This window comes from Solwaraspora sp. WMMB335 (assembly GCF_049179075.1).
In the GTDB taxonomy this organism is placed as follows: domain Bacteria; phylum Actinomycetota; class Actinomycetes; order Mycobacteriales; family Micromonosporaceae; genus Micromonospora_E.
In genome coordinates this window covers 1,426,609-1,448,195 of record NZ_JBMHMF010000001.1, presented here as the reverse complement: position 1 = coordinate 1,448,195, position 21,587 = coordinate 1,426,609, and the positions used below count along the sequence as shown (strand labels likewise).

Genomic DNA, 21,587 nt, shown 5'->3' with positions numbered 1-21,587 from the left:
GTCAGATCACCCTGAGCTTGCCGGCGGCCATCTCGGCGACCCGGTCGCAGGCCCGGGCCATCGCCCGGTCGTGGGAGACCACGACGACGGTGACCGCCAGCGTGGCGAGCAGCGACGCGACCCGTTCCTGGCCGTCGAAGTCGAGCGCGGCGGTGGGTTCGTCGGCCAGCAGTACCTGGGCGCCGGCGGCGACCGCGCCGAGCGCCCTGGCGAGAAAGACCCGCTGCAACTGTCCACCAGAGAGGGTGTGGAGCGGTCGGTCGTCGAGCTCGGCGACACCGAGCGTCGTCGCCGCACCGGCCGCCGCACCAACCGCCGTCCGGTCGCCGACGCTGGCCAGCAACTCTCGTACCAGCAGCGGGAACCGGCCCGGTGTCAGCCGTTGCGGCACCCACGCCACCTGCCGCCGCCGGCGCGTCCAGCCGGACCGACCGGTGTCGCAGACGTCGCCGCCGACGGCGACCGTGCCTTCGACGATCGGATGCAACCCCAGAACCGTACGCAGCAGCGTCGTCTTGCCGGAACCGTTCGCCCCGGTCAGCGCGACGTGCTCGCCGGGCTCGACCGCCAGGTCGACCGCGTCGACCACCCTACGACGGCCGTACCGGCAGGTGACGCCGGTGAACACGACACTCGCACCGGCCGAACCGCCGGCCACGTCGCGGTCGGCCACCACCGGTGCCGTGGTGCGCGGGCGTCGGATCACCGGTCGAGCCCGCTGGCCAACTGCTCGCGTAGCCACCGCTTGTCGACCTTGCCTGCCGGCGACAGCCGTAGCGCCTCGAACACCCGTAGGTGCTCCGGCAGTTTGGCCCGCTCCAACCCGTGCACCTCGGTCAGGTAGTCGGTCAGCTCGGCGAGGGTCGGTACGTCCACGTCGGCCCGCAGCGCCACGCAGGCAGCCATCCGCTCGCCCATCAGCCGATCGGGCACCCCGACGCAGGCGACCTGGCGTACCGCCGGGTGTTGGGCGATCAGCAACTCCACCTCCACCGGGGAAAGGTTGCGCCCACCCCGGATGATGATCTCGTTGCGCCGGCCCACGACGTGCAGGAAACCGTCGTCATCGATCCGACCCAGATCCCCGGTGCGCACCCAGCCGCCGTCCGCACGGTACCGGGCGTCGAATTCCGCGTCCACATAGCACAACGGACTCATCGGGCCGAGTCCCCAGATCTCACCGACCTCACCGGCGGCGACATCCGCGCCGTCCTCCCCGACGACACGGATCGCCGCGACCGCCGGGCTCGGCCGGCCGACCGCCGAGTGCACGTCCGGCGGCGCGGCGACGGGATCGGTGGTGCAGTTGACCCCGTCCGCCGAGCCGTAGCAGTTGACGAACGCACAGCCGAAGCGCTCGCGGCAGGCCGCCACCGTCGCCGGATCGATCCGCGAACCGCCGGCCACCACCGCCCGCAACGTCGACGTGTCGATGTCGGCGATCCTCGATTGATCCAGCATCATCGCGAACATCGTCGGCACCCCGAACACCAGGTGCGGGCCGTGCCGGTCGATCAGGTCGAGGGACCGTCCCGCGTCGAACCGGGACTGTACGATCAGGGTCCCACCGAACCGTGCCACGGTCACCGCCGTCCCGGACGAACCGAACGACGACGCGAGTGGGACCAGGAACAGATTGCGCATCGGACCCGGATCGGTGTGCAGCGCACCGATGAACGCGCCGCGGCCTCCGGCGAGTGCCTCGTGCGAGTAGACGATCATCTTCGGCGCGGCTTCGGAACCGGAGGAGACCAGGATCCGGGCCGGCGCGTCGGGCCGCACCGGGGGCCGGCGATCCAGCGGCGCGCTACCAGTGGCCAGGCCTTCCAGGCTGGCCGCGCCACCCGCGCCCGACACGATCACGGTACGCAGGTCCGGAAGCTCGCCGCGCAGCTCGTGCAGGATATCGGCGTACGCGACGTCACCGAACTTGTGGGTCACCACCGCTGCCACGGCACGCGAACGTCGCAGCAGCGTGAGCGTGTCGCGGCGGCCTCGCCCGATCGGGTACGGCAGCACCACCGCGCCGATCGCGGCTGCGGCGAGGTCCACCGCGACCGCCCGCCAGCCGTTGGGCAGCTGCACCGCGACGACCTCGCCCGGCGCGATACCTGCTTCGACGAAGGCACCGGCCAGCCGTGCCGCCGTCGCCGCCAGTTCGGCGTACGAGTGGCTGCCGTCGTCGTCGATCACCGCGGCACGCTGCGGATGCTCGCCGACCCGGGTGGTGAACAAGGAGTACAGGTCGGTGCCAGGGTAGTAGCCGGCATGGCGCCACCAGTCCCGCAGTTCACCGGGCACCAGGTCGGCGACGTTCAGCACGGTCATGCGGTGAACCTCCACGGGGATCTGACGAACGCGCAGCCGTCGATGTCGAGTAGCGTGGACATGGCCGGGTCGCGGGCCAGCAGGCCGGGCTCCGGGCAGACCGGGACGGCGGCGATACCGCCGGCACGCAGCAGCGCGACAGCCTCGTCCACGGGCAACCCGTGTAGCCGGGAAAGCGCACCCGCCACGTCGGTGGTGCCGGTCAGTCGGCACACCGACGCCGCGTCCGCTCCGGCCGGCATGGCCAGCTGTCCGTCCGTGCCGGTCACCGGGCCGTCGAGCGGCCCCCAGGCGGGACGGGGATCCGTGCGGCCTCGCAGCACCGGCGACTGCAGCACCCCTGCCGAGGACAGCAGGCTGCTGTCCACCCGCTGGCCGTGCCCGCTGCGCCAGCGGGCGACGAGACCAGCGAGGACGCCTTCGGCGGCGACGAATCCACCGAGGACGTCGAGCAGCGTCATCAGCGAGCCCGCGGGCTGCTCCCCGGGTGGGCGAAGATGCTCACCCAGACCGGCGTACGCCTGCACCATGAAATCCGTCCCCGGCGGCGGGTCGTCACCGAGGGCGGCACCCCATCCGGAGGCGTACGCATAGGTCAGCCGGGGGTTGACTGCCCACAGGTCAGTGGCGTCCAGAGCCAGACCGGCCGCCTTGCCCGGTGCCCAGTTGTGCAGGAAGACGTCCGCGGTGGCGGTCAGATCCCGTACCGTCTCCCGGCCGGCGGGGCTGCGGAGATCAACCTCGACGATCCGCTTGCCCCGGTTGAGGGCGAGGAACCGGGCGGAGCAGTCGCCCACCATCGGCGGCATGGCGCGCAGGGGATCGCCGCCGACCGGCTCGACCCTGACGACATCCGCGCCGAGCAGCCGCAGCAGCTGGCCGGCCAGCGGACCCTGGACGCGTCGGCCCGCCTCGACCACCCGCAGGCCGGCCAGCGGACCGACCGAGCCCGCCATGCCGTCGAGCGCAGGGCCACCGGCGATCCGACCGGTGGCGGCGAGGCGTCCGGTGGCGGCGAGGCGTCCGGGGCCGGGGCGGACGGTCCACGGGGCCACGTCGACCCCGGGCTGGTATCCGTCGCTGCGCCGGTCGGCGTGTCCACGTACCGGTTGCACCGCCACCCCGGCCCGGTGGGCGAGCTCCCGAAGCTGGTCGAGCCGCACCGAAGCGACGGCCGCGTGCAGCTCGCGCGGCAGCGCGGCGGTCGCGGTGGCGTACCGCAGCACGAAGGACCGCCAGCCGCGAGCCACGACGGAGGCATCGGTGACACCGAGCTCGGCCCACAACCGGAGCCACGGCTGTGGATCCAGCGTTTCCAGCTCCACCCGGGTGCCGTCGGCACAGACAAACGGTGGCGGCGTGCCGACCGTGGTCGAGGGCTCGACGTACTCGGGATCGTCGGCGCTGCCTGCGGCCAGGTACTGCGACACGGTCAGCAGCGCCGTCGCGGCCACCGAGACCTCGACCGCGCGCTGGGGTGTGCCGCGCAACCCGGCCAGCACGGCGGCCAGCGCCGATTGACCGGCAGCCACCCCGGCCACGGTGCCGACATAGTCCAGCCCGATCCGGGCCGGCCCGCCCCGCGCCCGCCCGTGTACGGCCATCAGCCCGCACCGTGCCTGAGCGGTGACCTCGTCCAGCAGCGTCGCCGCCGGATCGGTCCAATCCAGTCGGACGGGCAGGTCCGCCGCGCCGTCACCGGACAGCCGCAGCTGGCCGTCGCCAGCGACCCGGCGGGCCCCGAGAGACGCCAGGTGCCGACCGAGTGTCCGGTCCGCGTGGGTGGCTGTGGCACCGGCGAAGTCGTATCCGGCCAACGGATCGCCCGGAACCAGACCGCTCGCTGACCCGACTACCGTACCGGTGCTTCCGACGTCGACTGTCACGTCTGCAGTAGTCGTGCGCTCCAGCGGTCCGGTTCCCGGGGCGCGGCGATATCCAGTCCGTACGAGTACGACCCCGATGCCCGAAGGAAAAAGATGCAGCAGCTCCTGCGCCGAGTGGACGAATTCGTCCGGACCAAGGTGGTGCCGGCGGAACCGACTCTCGCCAGACATGACGAAGCGGCGGCGGCGGTCCTGCGCCGACTCCAGGAACAGGCCCGTGCGGCAGGACTGTGGGGCATCCCGTTGCCGGAGCCGCTCGGTGGACGAGGGCTGCCCCTGGCCGACTACGCCAGCATCGCCGAGACCGAGGGCCACAGCGACTTCGGGCCCGCCGCGCTCGGGTCGGACCTGCTGCTCGACGCGACCATGCTGCAGCGGCACGGCACCGCAGCGGTCCGGGAACGCTTCCTGCGGCCGATGACAGCCGGGTACTGCCCGCCGAGCTTCGCGATGACCGAGCCGGGGGTGCCTGGTACCGATCCGGCCGCGCTGTCCACCACCGTGGTTGCCGACGGCGACGACCTGGTGGTCACTGGCCGCAAGTGGTTCACCAGCAGGGCCGCCGACGCCGGTTTCACCACAGTGGTGTGCCGTACCGGGCCGACGCGATCCGGCAAGGACACGTTCAGCCTGGTGGTGGTTCCTACCGGGGTGCCGGGCTACCGGGTGGTCCGCGAGGTCGCGGTGCTCGGCGTGGGTGGACAGTACGAGATCGAGTTGGACGCCGTACGCGTGCCGGTGGACCATCTCGTCGGAGCTCCCGGCCGTGGGTTGCGGATCGTCGCCGAGCGGCTCACCCTCGGCCGGACCTTACGCTGCCTGCGCTGGCTGGGTCAGACCGCGCGCGCCTTCGACCTGCTGTGCCACCGGCTGGCCAGCCGCCGGGTCGGGGAGTCGGCGCTGGCCGACAAGCAACTGCTGCACGGGTACGTCTTCGACAGTTACGCGGAGTTGGGCGCGGCGCGCGCTCTCACCCACGCCGCCCTCACCACGCTGACCGCCGGTGCCGACGCCCGGACAACGGCCGGCACCGCCAAGGTCGTCACCGCCAGGGCGTTGCACGCCGTCGTCGACCGCGCGATCCAGGTGTACGGCGCGGAAGGGCTCACCGACGACACTGCGTTGGCGATGCTGCTGCGTACCGCCCGTGCCGCCCGGATCCTCGACGGCCCGGACGAACTGCACGTCACCACCGTCGCCGCCCGGCTGCTCGCCGACTACCAGATCGCCTCCGAGACCGCACCACCGGTCACCGCGAGCAATCCGGCGAGAAAATAGCTTCCCCAGATGAGTTCGTGCCGGCAGGCGAGGGCACCGGTCAGGTCGTAGCAGCCGTCCCGGAGCACTCCGTCACGGCTCAGGTGATCGTCGATCAGCCGCGCGACGGTGGCGGCGGCTGCCGTGCGGTAGCGCACGGCGGCCGCCACCGGCAGTCCGCCCAGCGTCCACAGAGCTGCCGCGGCGATCGCCGCGGCCGAGGTGTCCGGCGGGGCGTCCGGCCGGCCCAGCACCGCCAGGGGTATCTGGGTCGGCACCGACGCCAGCCACCAGTCGGCGGTGCGCAACGCCACGTCGAGGAACCCGTCGCCGAGCCGCTCAGCGGCGACGGCGAAACCGAGCATGCCCCAGGCGTGTCCACGGGCCCAGACCCGGTCACGTACCGGCGGCGGTAGCCGGGCCGGCAGCGCACGCTCCGCACACACCTGGCCGTCAGGCGCCACCAGCATCCGCCGGCAGGTCGCCGCGTGCCGCCCGGCGAGCCCTTGGGCGCCTGGCACCGATTGGTCGGCCCAGCACATCAGCGCCACCACCGCGGCCAACGCGTCGACGCCGAGTCGTGGCTCATCGGTCGACCCGCCGAACGCCGATCCGACCGGGAACACGCCGAGCCGGCCGTCGAACGACGTGGCGAGCGCACGGGCTCCGGTGAGCGCGGCGGCGGCGGCCTCGTCATCGGCGCAGAGCTGCCCGCCGGTGGCGCCGGCTCCGTACCAGAAGATCATGGCGCGAGTGATCGTGTCATCGGCGGCACGCGGGAGGAGCCGGCCGGTCACCGTCGCCGCCGCGGTCCGCTCGGCTGGATCGGCGTCGACCGCCGCGGCGAGCCAACGCAGGCCTGCCCAGAACCCGCCGGTCCACGATCCACGGCGGGTGCTGGCCCACTGTCCGGTGGCCGGGTCGGCGTACAGCGGGAAACGCTCGCCGACCGCGGCCTCGATCCGGGACAGCCGGCCCAGCATCGCGGTCAGTGCCCTGCCGGGCACGGTCAGCTCCCTGCCGGGCACGGTCAGCTCCGTGCCGGGCGTCGTCACGCCGCCACCGCCGACTCGGGCCGGCGGGCCGAGAGCCGGAGCCCGGCCAGAGCGGACGCGGCGAAGACGGCCGTGACCAGGACCCAGGCGAGCGGGTAGCCGCCCCGGTCGGCGAGCAACCCGAAGGTCGTCGGCGCCACCACGAACCCGCTGAAGAAGCCGGTCGACACCAACGCCGAGGCGTGACCGGCCGCCTCCTTGCGCCGGATCACCGCCAACATCGACACCGCGTTCGCAGCGGTGGCGGACATCCCGACCCCGATCGCCCCGAGCCAGACCAGCGGTGACCACCACACCGCGAGAAGCACCAACACCATCGACCCGGCGGCGGCGCCGGAGAGCCAGACCAGCGCGGAAGTGACTTCCGTCAACCTGTCCGCCCAGCGTGTCCACCACAACCGCCCGGCCACTCCGGCGACCCCGAACACCGCCAACAACACTCCGGCGGACCAGCCCGCAAGGCGCAGCTCCTGCACGCCGTACAACGGCAGGTAGGTGTTGACCGTGGACAGCCCGGCACCGAGCAACAGCGAATAGCCCATCAGGCGGGCTACCGCCGCCGAGGGTCGCTTCCACTGCCACCAGGGTCCCCCCGCAGCGCCCCGGCGGGGCGCCTGCGGCACCTGCCACCAGGTCACCACGAGCAGCAGTAACGCGAGCACAGCGGCCAGCCGCAGCCCCGCCCGCCAGCCGTAGCCGGCCGCGACCACCGGCAACACGGTTCCGCAGACGACCGCCGCGACCTGGACACCGGACTGCTTGAGACCGACCGCCACACCACGACGCGATTCGGGCACGGCCACGACGATCAGCACGTTCGTGGCCGGATTCGCCAGCGCCAGACCCAGCCCGGCCACCGCCACCGGAAGCAGCAGCAACGGGTAGCTGCCGGCCGCCGAGCCGGCCAACAGCGCCACCGCCACGATCGCGGCCAGCGCCAGCAGGCTACGCCGCGCACCGGCCGAGTCGACCAACCGGCCGGCCGACAGCGACACCACCGCCGCCACCCCGAACACGACTGTCACCAGCGCCCCGACCGCTGCGCGTGACAGCGCCAGGTCCTGTGCCAACTCGGGCCCCAACGCGCTCACCGCGTACAGCGGCAACATCGACACGGCCATCGCCGCCGTCGCCACCGCGGCCGGCGGCCACCATCGCGTCCCCATCCGCTGATCTCCTCTCACCCGCAACATCAGTCGGCCCGGTCCGGTGTGGGGTTCCCGGACGTGTGTCGCCGGCTCGCCCGGTCGGGCAACGATAATGGGCGAATGATCACGGGACGTCGGCTGACCATCGCCGGGTTGATCGCGGTGTTCCTGCTTGCCGGGCCGCTGGCCGGTACGGCGGCCGCGCACGTGACCGTCCTCCCCACGCAGGCCAACCCGGGAGAGACCGTCACGCTCACTTTTCGGGTGCCCAATGAGGACCCCGACGCCAGTACGGTCGCGATCCGGGTCGAGGTCCCGACCGACCCACCGATCACCGTCGCGTCGGTACGGGAAACGGCAGGTTGGCACGCCGAGGTCGCCCGGGTGTCAGCGGGCGGCCCGGGGACCCGGTCCAGCGGCGGTGCCGTCGCCGCGGTGACCTGGACAGCGCTGACCGCCGACGCTGCCATAGACGGTGACAACTTCCAGGAGTTCGCGGTGACGATCGGTCCGGTACCCGACGTGGAACGGGTGGTGTTCGTCGCGTACCAGACCTACTCCGACCAGCAGGTGGTCGCTTGGGACCAGCCGCCCCAGGCGGGCGCCGACAGTCCGTCCCGACCGGCACCGGTGCTGTGGGCGACAGGCGCTGCGCCGGCCGACAACCATGACCACGGGTTGTCACAGACGACCGTCCGGCAACTGCCGGGTGCCGGAACCCGGAGTGCGGCGCTCGCGCTCGGGCTGGCGATCGCGGCCTTGGTCGTCGCGGTTGCCGCGTTGCTCCTTGCGCTGGCGCACCGGGCGAGTCCTGTACGACCGGTGCGCTCGACGGTGGGGACGCTGCCAGGAAAGAGCATCCCGGCGGGAGCAGCGAGCGGAGCCCCTCGACAGGGAGTCGGTCAGAACCCGGCTTCGGTTCCCGGTGACCAGAAAATCGGCGAATAGTGGGGGAAGAGTCCCGGGTGACCTGTCGGGATCCTGATGGTCGTTACCATACCCGTGGAACCGGCATGTTCTTGTCTGGAGGCGCGATGGCAGCCGAGGATCTCATCCATGTCCTGACGCTTTGCGGCAACTGCAGTTGCGGCTGTCCGGAGCTTTACCTTGATCCGACGGCACCCGCCGAGCAGCGGATCGCGATCACCGATGATTTCGGAAACACGATCCGGCTCAGCGGAGCACAGCTCGGCGACATCATCGAGCTCGCCCGTGCCGGCTCGCTCGACGAGGCCGCCAAGGCGTAGCTGACCGCACAACCGCTAGTCCGGGCCGAACTCCGGCCGACACCTACGCCGCGATCCGCTGTGGAGGATCGCGGCGTATTCGCGTTGATACACATCAATGTAATGGGTCCCGCCTGGCGTCCTTGCACGCGTCACTGACGTGGCAGCACGGATGACCACGAACTGCCGGCAGCAAGACGGCCGTCGCGTGAACCAATTCGATCGTCGTGCCGTATCATCTTCCGTGGGCAGCCGAGCAACCGGCCGGATGAGTGGCCGAAGAATTCCGGGTAACTTCCAGAGCAGACCGAGGCGACGATGGCCCGGTCACTGGAGATGAATCAGCTTGCCCGTCTCATGAACCGAAGTAGAGGACCCATGGAACTGTCCTATCAGGTCAGCGGCATGAACTGCGATCACTGCGTCCAGGCCGTGACCAAGACGATCACCGCGCTGCCCGGCGTCGAAGCCGTACGGGTCGAGCTGCCGGCGGGCACGGTCGCCGTGGTCAGCGTCGGCGAAGTGCCGATCGAAGACCTGCGCGCCGCCGTCGACGACGCCGGGTTCGAGTTGATCGGCCGTACGTCGTGACCGTCGCGGTCGAGGCGCGGACGACCACTGTGCAGGTGGGCGGGATGACCTGCGCCGCTTGCGCGGGCAGGATCGAACGTCGTCTGAACCGGCTCGACGGGGTGACCGCCACCGTCAATTTCGCCACCGAGACCGCGTACGTGCGGCATCCGGCGGCGGTACCGGTGACCGAGCTGCTGGAGACGATCCGGGCGCTGGGTTACTCGGCGTTGCCCCCGAGCCTGCCGGATCCCGTCGCGGGCAGTGCGGCGGCGGCAGTCACCGCCGGCTGGCGACTGGTCGGCGCGGTCGCCGGCACGCTGCCGGTGGTGGTGCTGTCGATGGTGCCGGCACTGCAGTTCGACTACTGGCAGTGGCTCGTCGCGGCGTTGGCCGCACCCGTCGTCTGGTGGGCGGGTTGGCCGTTCCACCGGGCCGCCGTCGCCGGGCTGCGGCACCGCACGGCGACCATGGACACCCTGGTCTCGCTGGGCGCCCTCGTGTCCTACCTGTGGAGCGGGTGGGCACTTCTGGCCGGCGGTGCCGGTGACCCCGCCATGCGGATGGCGATGTCCTGGCTGCCGGCACGGCACGGCCACGGCGTCTATTTCGAAGTCGGCGCCGCGTTGGTCACCTTCCTGCTGGCTGGCCGCTGGTTGGAGGCCAGAGCCCGGCATCGGGCCGGTTCGGCCATCCGGGCGCTGGCGGCGCTCGGGGCGCGCGAGGCCACCGTGGTCGGTGCGGACGGTGCCGAACGGCGCGTACCGGTGCGGCGGCTGCGGGTCGGTGACCGCTTCGTCGTACGACCCGGAGAGAAGATCGCCACCGACGGGGTGGTCGAGGCGGGCGCGAGCGCCGTCGACGTCAGCCTGCTCACCGGTGAGAGCGTCCCGGTCGAGGTCGGGCCGGGCTCGGCCGTGGTCGGTGCCACCGTCAACGCGGGAGGACGGCTGCTGGTCCGCGCGACCAGGGTCGGCGAGCAGACACGGCTCGCGCAGGTCGCCAGGCTGGTGACCCAGGCACAGCAGGGCAAGGCACAGTCGCAGCGTCTCGCCGACACGGTGGCCGGGGTCTTCGTACCCTTTGTCGTCGTGCTCGCCGTGGCCACCCTCGCCGGCTGGTGGGCCGTCGCCGGCCTCGGCACCGCGGTGGGTGTCGCCGTCGCCGTGCTGATCGTCGCCTGTCCCTGTGCGTTGGGCCTGGCCACGCCGACCGCGCTGCTGGTCGGCACCGGACGGGGAGCCCAACTGGGGGTGCTGATCCGGGGAGCGGCGGCGCTGGAGTCCGCCGGCCGGATCGACACCGTCGTACTGGACAAGACCGGCACGCTGACCACCGGTCGGATGCGTGTCGTCGAGGTACTGCCGGCCCCCGGCATGGACCGTCGACAGTTGCTGCGGTACGCCGCGGCGGTCGAACAGTACGCCGAACATCCCATCGCCCGCGCGATCGTGCAGGCGGCCGTCACCGAGTTCGGCCCCGAGCTACCCGAGGGCGACGGGTTCGTCGCGCTACCGGGGCTCGGTGCCCGTGCCCGGGTCGACGGTCGTGAGGTCTTGATCGGCAGAGCGCTCATGCTCGACGGGGCCGGCGTCGCCGCCCCGCTGCCGGCACCCGACGGTGCGCATACGGCGGTGCACGTCGCGTGGAACGGACGGGACCAGGGCCTGATCGTGGTGGCGGATGGGCTGCGCCCGACCGCGACGCCTGCCCTCGACCGGTTTCGGCACATGGGGATGCGGCCGGTGATGTTGACCGGCGACACTGTCGCCGCAGCAGGTCCGATCGCCGCCCAGCTCGGCGACCCGGAGGTCATCGCCGAGGTGCTGCCGGAGGAGAAGCAGCAGGTGATCAAGGCGCTGCGGGCCGCTGGGCGAACGGTCGCGATGATCGGCGACGGGGTCAACGACGCGGCCGCACTGGCTGAGGCGGACCTGGGAGTGGCCGTCGCCTCCGGCGCGGACGTCGCGATCGAGGCGAGCGACATTACCGTCCTGCGGGTTCGTGCGGGCGACATCGACCTGCACGCCGCCGCCGACGCGCTCGCGCTGTCCCGGGCGACCCTACGGGTGATCAAGGCAAACCTGTGCTGGGCCCTCGGGTACAACGTGCTGGCGATTCCGCTTGCCGCGCTCGGTCTGGTCAGCCCGTTGCTGGCCGCCGCCGCCATGGCCTGCTCCAGCCTGCTCGTGGTGGGCAACAGCCTGCGCCTGTCCCGGTGGCGCCCGAGGGGCTGACCGGCCGGGCGGGCCGACGGACCGGTCTGCGACCCTCGCCGGTCAGGGGACGGTCATCGGGGCACCGACATCGCTGTCGCCGGTCAGGAAGGTCGTCTCCGGTAACCGCCCGTCGGGCCGGCGCGGACCCTGCGCGCTGGCGGGATCGGTCGACCGGAACATGGCCGCCGACCACGATCCACCGTCCCAGGTGTTGCCCTGCGACCGGGCGGCGTCCAGCGACGCGACGTCGGTGCCGTTGTCGACGGCCGCGTTGGCGAGCAGGATCGCCTGCGGGACCGCCAGGTGGAAGCCGGTGCCGCCGTTGCGGAACGCCGTGTTGCCGGTCAGTTCCAGCGCACCGGAGTTGCCACCGTCGGCGAACCCGTGACCGGTGTTGTCCCAGGCGGCGTTGCCCCGCAGCAGGTGCGCCGTGGCCGGTGCCGGGCTGCCTCCGCCGAGGCGGAACCCGTCGGCCGGGCCCCGCCAGCCGGTCACGTCCCAACGGTTGACTCCGTTGCCGTACGCCCAGTTGGCCGCCAACGTGACCGGATCGGCGAAGTGTCCGACGTCGAAGCCGTCGCTGGCGTTGTCGAACGCCCGGCAGCCCCGGATGACGTTGCCGGTGCCGCTGCCGAACTTGATCGCCAGCCCGATGCCGGCGCCGCCGGCCTCCGCCGGGTCGTAGTTGGCGTAGAAATCGCTGTCCAGCACCTGGTTGCCGGTGGTGCCGTCGTCGCGCAGTGTCAGTCCCGACCGGGCGTTGTGGTGCATCGACAACCGGCGGAAGACGTTGTCCCGACAGGACACGCAGACATACGCGTGGCTGGCCGAGTTGATCACCTCCAGCCCCTGCACGGTCCAGTAGCTGCCGCGATGGGTGACCATCCACTTGTCTGCCGGCACACCGCTGGCGTCGATGACCGGGCGTTCGCCGGAGAAGTTGCTGAGCGTGATCCGACGCCGCGGCTCGGCGTCGGTGTCGATCACCACCGGCTCGGTCGGCCGGTACGTACCGCCGCGCAGCGCGATGGTCTGGCCCGGCTGGACGACGGACACCGCCTTGCCGAGGGTGGCGTAGGGCCGCTGCCGGCTGCCGTCGTTGTCGTCCGAGCCGTCCGGTGCGACGTACACGTCGGCGGTGGTGACACCGTCGGGCGTGACCGAGGTCGGTGTCGGCACCGACGTCGCCGGCGGTGACGGCGAGTCTGCCGCCGGTGCCGGGATCGCCGGCACGGCGGCCCGGCGGGCCGCGGTCGGGGTGGCGATCGCGATCGGGCCGCCTGCGTCGGGCAGCGGGGCCTCGTGCACCGCGAAGGCGAATCCGCCGGCTGCGGCGATGGTCACGGCGGTTGCCGCCGCCGCTGTCTTGTGCGGGAACAGCCCGTGTAGCTGGGTCAGGACCAGTTGGCCGAGCGACTGTCCGGCGCTGGCGGCAGGGACCAACGCCACAGGTGCCGCCGCTTCGCAGGCGATGCGCACGCCCTCCAGCAGCGCCAGCGGCAGTGGCAGCGGTGCGATGCCGGGCAGCAGTTCGTCGGGGGCGAGCAGGCCCAGCCGGTGGACGCCGCACTGGTCGCAGGAGCGGGTGTGCCGGACCAGCCGTTTGCGCCACCGGCTGTCGGTGCTGCCGGTCCAGCCCTCCAGCACGTCGTGCAGGCTGGCGCAGCGGGGGGCGCCGCGCAGCGCCCGGACCACCGCCCGGCTGGCGTCGAGTCGCTCACGCAGACGCTGCAACCGCACGGCCGCGTGCGGCGGCGAGACGTCCAGCGCCGTGGCGAGTTCGGCGCGGGTCAGTCCGCCACTGGCCTCCTGCCACCACAGGGCGAGCAGGTGTCGGTCCTCGGTGTCGAGCCATCGAACCGCTTCCGCGAGTTCGCGTCGCTGCCCGGCCAGCATCAGCTCCCCGATGGTGTGCTCGGCGACGTCGCCATCGGGATCGGCCAGGTCGGCGGGAACCACGCCGTCCTGGATACGGAGCAGCCGGCGTCGGCGGTCCCGCAGGTACTGCTGGATCTGTCGGTAGGTGATCGACACCGCCCAGGAGCGGAAGCGATCCGGGTCGCGCAGCGACGGCAGGCCGCGGATCAGCCTGAGCACGGTCTCCTGTACCAGATCGTCCACATCGGCGTGGCCGTGCAGGGCGCGACCGGCGATGTTGTAGATCAGCGGTAGGTGACCGGTGAGGAGTTCGTTGAGCGCCCGTCGATCGCCGCCCTGGGCGTCGAGCACCAGGGCGCGCAGGTCCGGCTCAACCTCGGCGCTACTTTGCGTCATGCATGCACCGTTGCCTTGCTGGTCGACGTCTCACCCACGCCGATGGTGACACAGTGATGTTCGTCTGTAAAGAAGGTCAACTTCCGGGGTCGATGTTCCTGCTGTCGGGACTGCGTCAAGATTTTCCTACCGGTTCCTGTTATCCCCGAGTTAGTTGGGACGTCCACCTAAATGCCGCTCCCGTCTAGAGCGGCGTGTGCGTTGTGTGACCGTCTGCTGCTCCGTCCGGCAACCGGCAGCCGACCCGTCGACGAGGAGGAAGACCATGCCCAGACTCAAGATCTTCGAGAGAGCGACCCGTCGGTGGGCTGCCGTGGCGGTGGTCGTGGTGGCGTTGCCGGTGGCGGTGGTGTCGACGGTGGCGGTGACGGTGTCGCCGTCGCATGCGGCGACGATCGACACGGGTGCGTACTACGTGTTGACGTCGCGGCATAGTGGTAAGGCGATCGATTTGTTCGAGTGGGCGACGCATGATGGTGCGCCGATTGTGCAGTGGGCGCGTAATGATCTTGCGGTGCAGCAGTGGCAGTTCGTGCCGGTGGACAATGGTTATTACCAGGTGCGGTCGCGGCATTCGGGCAAGGTGTTGCAGGTGGCGAGTGCGCAGGATGGTGCGGAGTTGACGCAGCAGGCGGCGGGTTCGGATACTCGGCAGCATTTTGGGGTGTCGGATTCGGATGGTGGTTTTGTGCGGTTGATTAATCGGCACAGTCGTAAGGCGTTGGATGTGTGGGAGTGGTCCACGGCGGATGGTGGGCGGATTTCGCAGTACACGGACACCGACGGCTGGAACCAGCAATGGCAACTGCACCGGGTCGGTAGTGGCGTGCCGTACGGCAACATCCCGGACGGGTTCGCCCAGGGCACGACCGGTGGTGCCGGTGGCCAGACCGTCACCGTCGCCAACCAGGCCGATCTCAACCGGTACGTGACGGCCAGCGAGCCGTACGTCATCCGCGTCACCGGGTCGATCACCATCAGCCCGCGCGGCACCGAACTGCGGGTGGCGTCGAACAAGACGATCATCGGGGTCGGGACCGGTGGCGAGATCGTCAGTGGTGGCTTCTTCATCGGTACGGGTGTGCGCAACGTGATCATCCGGAACCTGACCATCCGGGACACCCTCATGCCCGATGACGACCCGGACGACGACGCCTACGACTACGACGCCATCCAGATCGACACGGCGTCGAACATCTGGATCGACCACAACCGGCTCGCCCGGATGAACGACGGTCTGCTGGACAGCCGCAAGGACGCCACGAACATCACCGTGTCGTGGAACCAGTTCCTCGACAACAACAAGACGTTCGGTATCGGCTGGACCGACAACGTGACCGCCCGGATGACCATCCACCACAACTGGTTCCGGGGCACCAACTCCCGCAACCCGAGCGCGGACAACCTGGCGTACCTGCACATGTACAACAACTACCTGCGGAACGTCACCGGGTACGGCAACTACGTGCGTGGCTACACCAAGGCGGTCATCGAGAACAGCTACTACGACAACGTGCGTGACCCGTACTACGTCGAGGAAGGCGAACTGGTCCAGCGGGGCAACATCACCGTCAACAGCAGCTGGCGCAGCGGGCGGGTGACGTCCAAGGGCAGTGCGTTCGATCCGAGCGGCTTCTACTCGTACACCCTGCACCCTGCCTCGGATGTGCCGAGCCTGGTGTCGACCTACTCCGGCCCGCAGGCCGCCATCGGCTGACCGACGCGCTCCCGGGCGCCCGGCCGGCTCGACACGCCGGGCGTCCGGGGATGGGCGTTGATGTAATTGAAACCTATCAATACGATGCTGGAAAGCGCTTTCATGCACGTGGCCAGTGCGGTCACGGATCCGTCCTAGGAGGTAACGCAACCATGAACCGACCTGTGGCTGCCGTCCCCGGCGGCCGCCGAAGCCGACGGCGCGTGGCGATCCTGGCCGCAGCGACCGCGGCGGTCGCCACCGCGGCGATCGGTGCCGTGGGTGTCACCGCGGCGTCGGCCGCCACCGTCGACACCGGCGCCACCTACGTGTTCGTCAACCGACACAGCGGCAAAGCCATGGACCTCTACAACTGGGCCACCACCGACGGCGCACCCATCGTCCAATGGACCCGCAACGACCTCGCCGTCCAACAGTGGCAGTTCGTCGACGTCGGCAGCGGCTACTACCGCATCCGCTCCGTACACAGCGGCAAGTTCCTCGAACTCCCCAACGCCACCGACGGCACCGCCCTGGTCCAGAACCCCGACAACGGCACCACCCGCCAACACTTCCGCCTCGCCGACTCCGACAGCGGCTACGTCCGCTTCGTCAACCGACACAGCAACAAAGTCATCGACGTCTGGGAATGGTCCACCGCCGACGGCGGCGCCCTCACCGGCTACACCGACCTCAACGGCTGGAACCAGCAATGGCAGATGATCACCGTCAACGGCGGCAACCCGCCACCGCCGCCGCCGACCTCGTGGCCGACCCCGACCGGGCAGGTCAACGTCAACGGCACGATCGAGGTATCCGGCACGCTCGACGGTGGCATGCGTCGCTACTGCTGCATCGGCGACGGCGGTCAGGAAGAGAGCCAGGATCCGGTGTTCCGACTCGCCGCCGGAGCCACCCTGCAGAACGTCATCATCGGTGCCCCTGCCGGTGACGGTGTGCACTGTTCCGGGCCGTGCACCTTGCGCAACGTGTGGTGGGAGGATGTCGGTGAGGACGCCGCGACCTTCCGCGGCAGCGGCGACCCGAGCTTCCTGGTCGATGGCGGTGGTGCCCGTGCGGCAAGCGACAAGGTCTTCCAACACAACGGTCCGGGCACGCTGACCATCCAGAACTTCCAGGCCAGTAACTTCGGCACCTTCTACCGCTCGTGCGGCAACTGCTCCACCCAGCATCAGCGCGACGTGGTGATCCGCAACGTGACGCTGACCCGGCCCGGCAGCACGGTCGCCGGCATCAACGTCAACTACGGTGACACCGCCCGGTTCAGCGGGATCACCATCGTCAACGACTCCAGCCGTTCGATGGTGATCTGCCGCAAGTACAACGGCAACAGCAGTGGTGACGAGCCGAGCCAGGTCGGCACCGGCCCGGACAGCACGAACTGCCTCTACTCCTCGTCCGACCTCACCTATCGCTGACCCGTACAGGTCGCCCGGTGGGCGCGTAGTCCCGCGCGCCCACCGGCTGACCGCCGGTCGACACACCAGGAGATGCTCATGTCTCGACACCCGCGTCGGGCGATGCTGGCGGCGACCATCCTCGCACCCGTAGCCGTCACCGTCACCACCGCCGGGGTGGCCACGCTGTCGGCGCACGCCGCCGCCGGTTGCCAGGTCACCTACACCATCGGTGCGCAGTGGCCGGGTGGCTTCGGCGCCAACCTCGCCATCACCAACCACGGCGAGCCGATCGACGGTTGGACGTTGAGCTGGACGTTCACCGCCGGCCAGACGATCACCCAGTCCTGGGGATTCACCGCGGACCCGGCCAGCGGCGCCATCGTCGCCCGTAGCGCGGGCTACACGGCGTCGATCCCGACCGGCGCGACCGTGGCCGGCGGCTTCAACGGTACCTGGGACAACTCGTCGAATCCGGTGCCGTCGACCTTCACCCTCAACGGCACGGTCTGCACCGGACCCGGCGAGCCGACCAGCCCGCCATCGGCCACGACCGCGCCGCCGGCCACGACCGCGCCGCCGGCCACCACCGCGCCGCCCCCCACGCCGTCGGCTGACACGCTGTTCGTGGCGACCGACGGCAACGACGCCAACGCCGGCACGTCGGCCGCCCCGTTGGCGACACTGGCCCGGGCGGTCGCCCTGGCCACCCCGGGCACGACGATCGCGCTGCGTGGCGGTACGTACCAGTTCAGCACCAACGTGCGGATCATGAAGGACGGCACCGCGGCCGACCCGTACACGATCACCAGCTACCAGGGCGAGCGGGTGGTGCTCGACGGCGAGAACCTGCCGCACACCCCGGCGCCGGTCGGCGGCAGCATCCCGAACCTCGAACGCGGTGTGCTGCACATCGAAGCCGACTTCTGGCGGGTGCGGGGCCTGGAAATCGCCCACGGCCCGTACGCGATCTTCTGCCGCGACTGCAGCAACAACGTCTTCGAACGGCTGATCACCAGGGACAACTACGAGTCCGGCCTGCAGATCCAGGGCGCGGCCAGCAACAACCAGGTGATCAACCTCGACTCGTACGGCAACCGCGATCCGCGCAAGAACGGGGAAAGCGCGGACGGCCTGGCCATCAAGGAGGGCTTTGGCAGCGGCAACGTGGTGCGGGGTGCCCGGCTGTGGAACAACTCCGACGACGGATTCGACGCCTGGTTGTTCACCTCGCCGATCCTGGTCGAGGACTCGGCTGCCTGGGGCAACGGCGTCAACCGGTGGAACCTGCCCGACTACACCGGCGATGGCAACGGGTTCAAGATGGGCGGGGGCGACCCGGACCCGCCGGCGAATCACACCATCCGCAACAGCTTCGCGTTCGACAACGCGGTCGGTGGCTTCATCGACAACGGCAACCCGGGCACCATCACCGTCGATCGCAACACCGCCTGGCGCAACGGAGACGGCGGGTTCAAGTTCGCCAACTCCACGTCCCGGTTGACCGGCAACCTGGCGGTCGGCAACGGCGCGGGGGTGTCGCTGGGCAATTCGACGGCGACCGGCAACTCGTGGGACATCAAGAGTTCCTGGAGCAGCGCGGATCTCGCCAGCACGGACCCGTCGGTGCTGACCGGGCCACGTGCCGCCGACGGCAGCATCCGGAGTTCGAACTTCCTGCTCCCGCGCAGCTACCCGAACCTCGGCGCGCGCAGCTGAGCCGCCCCGCGTTGATCTCGCCGATTCAGAAGGTCCGCTGTCAGCATCCGGGCCAGGTCCTTCTGGATCGGCGGTGCGGCCGAGGTCCTGCCCGGAGGCGGGCGGCCAGGCGGTTGTCGGCGATGGTTTGGCGATATATCGTTGGTGTATCGACAAGCCATCGTAGGAGGCAGGACATGAAGTTTCACCACCGGTTCCACGGCGGACCGGAAGCATGGATGCGAGGCGGGTTCGGTTTCCCGCCGTTCGGTCCGGGTCCCGGCGCGGGGCCATGGCGTGGTCGGGGGATGGGTGGTCGGGGCGGCGGGCGTGGTCGGCGTCGCCCGAACGTCCGCGCCGCGGTGCTCGCCCTGCTCGTGGAGGGGCCGATGCACGGCTACGAGATGATCCGGGAGCTCGACTCCCGCACCGGCGGTGCCTGGCGGCCGAGCCCGGGATCGATCTACCCCACCTTGCAGCTACTCGAGGACGAGGGACTGATCGTCGGCACCGTCGACGACACCGGCGGCAGTCGCAGGCAGTACGCGTTGACCGACGCCGGTCGCCCCGAGGCCGAGCAGGCCGCCCAGCAGGCCCCGTGGACCGAGCTCGCCCCGGAGACCGTGGAGAGCTGGCACGACGTGCGTGACGCCGGGCTGCAGGCCATGGACGCGCTGCGGCACGTCATGCTCAACGGCACCGGTGAGCAGCGGGAACGTGCCCTGGCGGTGCTCGACGAGACCCGGCGCAAGCTGTACGCGATCCTGGCTGACGACGCCGCCGGTGACCGCTGACGGCCGAGCCACCGTCGCGTCTCAGCCCGGCCGGCCGCCAGGCAGATGGCAGGCCGCCTGGTGACCGTCGCCGCGTACGGTCAGCACCGGATCCTCGACCGCGCACCGGTCGAACGCCGCAGGACATCTTGTCCGGAAGTTGCAGCCGCTCGGTGGATCGGCGGGGGAGGGGACCGTGCCCCGCAGGATGATCCGCTCCCGGGCCCGCTCGGCGACCGGATCCGGCAACGGCACCGCGGACAGCAGCGCCTGGCTGTAGGGGTGTGCCGGCCGGTCGAACAGCGTGGCCCGGTCGGCCACCTCCACGATCCGACCGAGATACATCACCGCGATCCGGTCGCTGAGGTGCCCGACCGCGGCCAGGTCGTGGGCAATGAACAGGTACGCCAACCCGAGTTCGTCGCGCAGATCCTCCAGCAGGTTGATGATCTGCGCCTGGATCGACACGTCGAGCGCGGCGATCGGCTCGTCGGCGACGATCAGCTCGGGTTCGCAGGCCAGTGCGCGGGCGATGCCCACCCGCTGACGCTGCCCGCCGGAGAACTCGTGCGGATGCCGGTGGGCGTGACCCGGGTCGAGTCCGACCAACTCCAGAAGTTCGCCGATGCGGTGCCGGCGGGCCCGCGACCCCCGGTGCAGTCCGTGCACGGCAAGCGGTTCGGCGATGATCGAGCCGATCGTCATCCGGGGATCCAGGGACGCGTACGGGTCTTGGAAGATCATCGTCACCCGGCGGCGCATCGCCCGCATCCGCCGGCGGCTGAGCGTGGTCAGGTCGATCCCGTCCAGGGTGACCTGACCGGCGGTGGGCTCGATCAGTCGTAGCAGGGCCAGCCCGGTGGTGCTCTTGCCACACCCGGACTCGCCGACCAGCCCCAGCGTCTCGCCGGTGGCCACGCCGAAGCTCACCCCGTCGACCGCCCGGACCGCGGCGCCCGGCCGCCGGCGCAGCCCGCCGCCGGCACTCGGGAAGTGCACCCGCAGGTCGGTCACGTTCAGCAGCGCCGGTTCAGCCATGCCCACCACCCGAGCCGCTGCCGGTGCCGTGCCCGGCGGGGCCGCCGTCGATGTCGTAGAAACAACCGACCAGATGGTCCGGGCCGACCGTACGCAGCGGTGGCACCTGCGTGGCGGCACGCTCGTCGTGCCGGTAGCCGCAACGCGGCCAGAACGGGCAACCAGGCGGCAACGCCACCGGGTCGGGCGGCAGACCGGGAATGGTCCGCAACCGGCGGGGTCGCGCACCGCCGACCCGGGGGACGGCGGCCAGCAGACCGGCCGTGTACGGGTGCCGCGGCGTGGCGTACAGCGCCTCGACCGGGGCCTGTTCCAGGATCCGCCCGGCGTACATCACCGCGACCCGGTCGGCGATGCCAGCCACCACACCCAGGTCGTGGGTGATCCACACCACCGCCAAGCCGAGCCGGCGCTGCAGCCCGGCGACCACGTCGAGGATCTGCGCCTGGGTGGTGACGTCCAGCGCGGTGGTGGCCTCGTCGGCGAGCAGGACCCGGGGCTCGCAGGCCAATGCCATCGCGATCATGACCCGTTGGCGCATGCCGCCGGAGAACTGGTGCGGGTAGTCGTCGAGGCGCCGGTGCGCGTCGGGCAGGCCGACCTCGGCGAGCAGTTCGACCGCCCGGTCTCGGGCGGCCGCCGCGCCGGCCTGCCGGTGCAGCACGATCGGTTCGACGAGTTGGGATCCGATGGTCCTGACCGGGTTGAGCGAGGTCATCGGGTCCTGGAAGACCATCGCGATGTCGTTGCCCCGGATTCGACACAGCTGTCGTTCCGACGCGCCCAGCAGGTCGACCCCGCCCAGCAGCACCTGACCGGTGACCCGGGCGGCCTCGTCGAGCAGCCCCATCACCGCCAGCGCGGCGACGGTCTTGCCCGAACCCGACTCACCGACGATCGCCAGGGTCTCGCCGGCCCGCACGGCATAGCTGACCCCGTTGACCACCTCGGCCACCCCGCGCCGGGTGCCGATGCGCACGGTCAGATCGTGTACCGACAGT

At 70.8% G+C, this 21,587-nt stretch carries 17 protein-coding genes; 9 read left to right on the top strand and 8 right to left on the bottom strand.

The features are described 5' to 3' along the window. Position 1: 1 nt before the first annotated feature. The 3 genes from ACN27F_RS05755 to ACN27F_RS05745 are packed head-to-tail and all read right to left on the bottom strand — an operon-like array spanning position 2 to position 4,214. Entirely contained in the window at positions 2-706 is a 705-nt protein-coding gene (locus ACN27F_RS05755) for an ATP-binding cassette domain-containing protein (RefSeq protein ID WP_421431566.1), read from the bottom strand. Next, positions 703-2,328 carry a class I adenylate-forming enzyme family protein gene (locus ACN27F_RS05750; RefSeq protein WP_421431565.1) on the bottom strand — a complete coding sequence of 542 codons (1,626 nt, stop codon included), beginning with the start codon at positions 2,326-2,328 and terminating at the stop codon, positions 703-705. The genes ACN27F_RS05755 and ACN27F_RS05750 overlap by 4 nt, the downstream gene beginning before the upstream one ends. After that, complete coding sequence (locus ACN27F_RS05745) at positions 2,325-4,214, bottom strand: CoA transferase (protein WP_421431564.1); 1,890 nt, start codon at positions 4,212-4,214, stop codon at positions 2,325-2,327. Before ACN27F_RS05745 ends, ACN27F_RS05750 begins: the two co-directional genes overlap by 4 nt. A gap of 93 nt (positions 4,215-4,307) precedes the next feature. Between ACN27F_RS05745 and ACN27F_RS05740 the strand changes: the two genes are divergently transcribed. Then, positions 4,308-5,492 (top strand): acyl-CoA dehydrogenase family protein, encoded by a 1,185-nt coding sequence (locus ACN27F_RS05740; protein WP_421431563.1) that lies wholly within the window; start codon positions 4,308-4,310, stop codon positions 5,490-5,492. Here ACN27F_RS05740 and ACN27F_RS05735 read toward each other — a convergent pair. Continuing rightward, on the bottom strand, positions 5,432-6,526 hold the full coding sequence (locus tag ACN27F_RS05735) for a hypothetical protein (RefSeq protein WP_421431562.1): 1,095 nt from the start codon (positions 6,524-6,526) through the stop codon (positions 5,432-5,434). The two genes, ACN27F_RS05740 and ACN27F_RS05735, sit on opposite strands and share 61 nt — an antisense overlap. Next, entirely contained in the window at positions 6,523-7,692 is a 1,170-nt protein-coding gene (locus tag ACN27F_RS05730) for an MFS transporter (protein ID WP_421431561.1), read from the bottom strand. Before ACN27F_RS05730 ends, ACN27F_RS05735 begins: the two co-directional genes overlap by 4 nt. A 102-nt stretch (positions 7,693-7,794) precedes the next feature. Here ACN27F_RS05730 and ACN27F_RS05725 point away from each other — a divergent pair, with 102 nt between their 5' ends. The 4 genes from ACN27F_RS05725 (at position 7,795) to ACN27F_RS05710 (ending at position 11,707) form a co-directional block, all read left to right on the top strand. Further along, positions 7,795-8,622, top strand: coding sequence for a YcnI family protein (locus tag ACN27F_RS05725; RefSeq protein ID WP_421431560.1), 828 nt, complete (start codon positions 7,795-7,797; stop codon positions 8,620-8,622). Positions 8,623-8,708: 86 nt separating this feature from the next. Beyond that, the gene (locus tag ACN27F_RS05720) at positions 8,709-8,921 is read left to right on the top strand and encodes a hypothetical protein (protein WP_421431559.1); all 213 of its coding nucleotides are present in this window, start codon (positions 8,709-8,711) and stop codon (positions 8,919-8,921) included. Positions 8,922-9,278: 357 nt separating this feature from the next. Next, positions 9,279-9,491 carry a heavy-metal-associated domain-containing protein gene (locus tag ACN27F_RS05715; RefSeq protein ID WP_421431558.1) on the top strand — a complete coding sequence of 71 codons (213 nt, stop codon included), beginning with the start codon at positions 9,279-9,281 and terminating at the stop codon, positions 9,489-9,491. Further along, positions 9,488-11,707, top strand: a complete 2,220-nt coding sequence (locus ACN27F_RS05710; protein ID WP_421431557.1) for a heavy metal translocating P-type ATPase — start codon at positions 9,488-9,490, stop codon at positions 11,705-11,707. The genes ACN27F_RS05715 and ACN27F_RS05710 overlap by 4 nt, the downstream gene beginning before the upstream one ends. A 42-nt stretch (positions 11,708-11,749) precedes the next feature. Here the strand turns inward: ACN27F_RS05710 and ACN27F_RS05705 are convergent, their stop codons facing one another. Then, positions 11,750-13,963: a sigma-70 family RNA polymerase sigma factor gene (locus ACN27F_RS05705; RefSeq protein ID WP_421431555.1), complete on the bottom strand. Its 2,214-nt coding sequence runs from the start codon at positions 13,961-13,963 to the stop codon at positions 11,750-11,752. 265 nt (positions 13,964-14,228) lie between these two features. Here ACN27F_RS05705 and ACN27F_RS05700 point away from each other — a divergent pair, with 265 nt between their 5' ends. The 4 genes from ACN27F_RS05700 to ACN27F_RS05685 all read left to right on the top strand — a co-directional run bounded on the left by ACN27F_RS05700 (position 14,229) and on the right by ACN27F_RS05685 (position 19,569). After that, positions 14,229-15,680, top strand: a complete 1,452-nt coding sequence (locus ACN27F_RS05700) for an RICIN domain-containing protein (RefSeq protein ID WP_421431554.1) — start codon at positions 14,229-14,231, stop codon at positions 15,678-15,680. A 152-nt stretch (positions 15,681-15,832) separates the two neighbouring features. Continuing rightward, entirely contained in the window at positions 15,833-17,098 is a 1,266-nt protein-coding gene (locus ACN27F_RS05695; RefSeq protein WP_421431553.1) for a pectate lyase, read from the top strand. 78 nt (positions 17,099-17,176) lie between these two features. Then, positions 17,177-18,796: a cellulose binding domain-containing protein gene (locus ACN27F_RS05690; RefSeq protein WP_421431552.1), complete on the top strand. Its 1,620-nt coding sequence runs from the start codon at positions 17,177-17,179 to the stop codon at positions 18,794-18,796. A gap of 176 nt (positions 18,797-18,972) precedes the next feature. After that, positions 18,973-19,569 carry a PadR family transcriptional regulator gene (locus ACN27F_RS05685; RefSeq protein WP_421431551.1) on the top strand — a complete coding sequence of 199 codons (597 nt, stop codon included), beginning with the start codon at positions 18,973-18,975 and terminating at the stop codon, positions 19,567-19,569. A 21-nt stretch (positions 19,570-19,590) separates the two neighbouring features. Here ACN27F_RS05685 and ACN27F_RS05680 read toward each other — a convergent pair whose 3' ends face one another. Beyond that, positions 19,591-20,586, bottom strand: a complete 996-nt coding sequence (locus ACN27F_RS05680; protein ID WP_421431550.1) for an ABC transporter ATP-binding protein — start codon at positions 20,584-20,586, stop codon at positions 19,591-19,593. After that, a complete protein-coding gene (locus ACN27F_RS05675) occupies positions 20,579-21,565 on the bottom strand; it encodes an ABC transporter ATP-binding protein (protein WP_421431549.1) in 987 nt (328 codons plus the stop codon). The genes ACN27F_RS05680 and ACN27F_RS05675 overlap by 8 nt, the downstream gene beginning before the upstream one ends. Positions 21,566-21,587 lie beyond the last annotated feature (22 nt).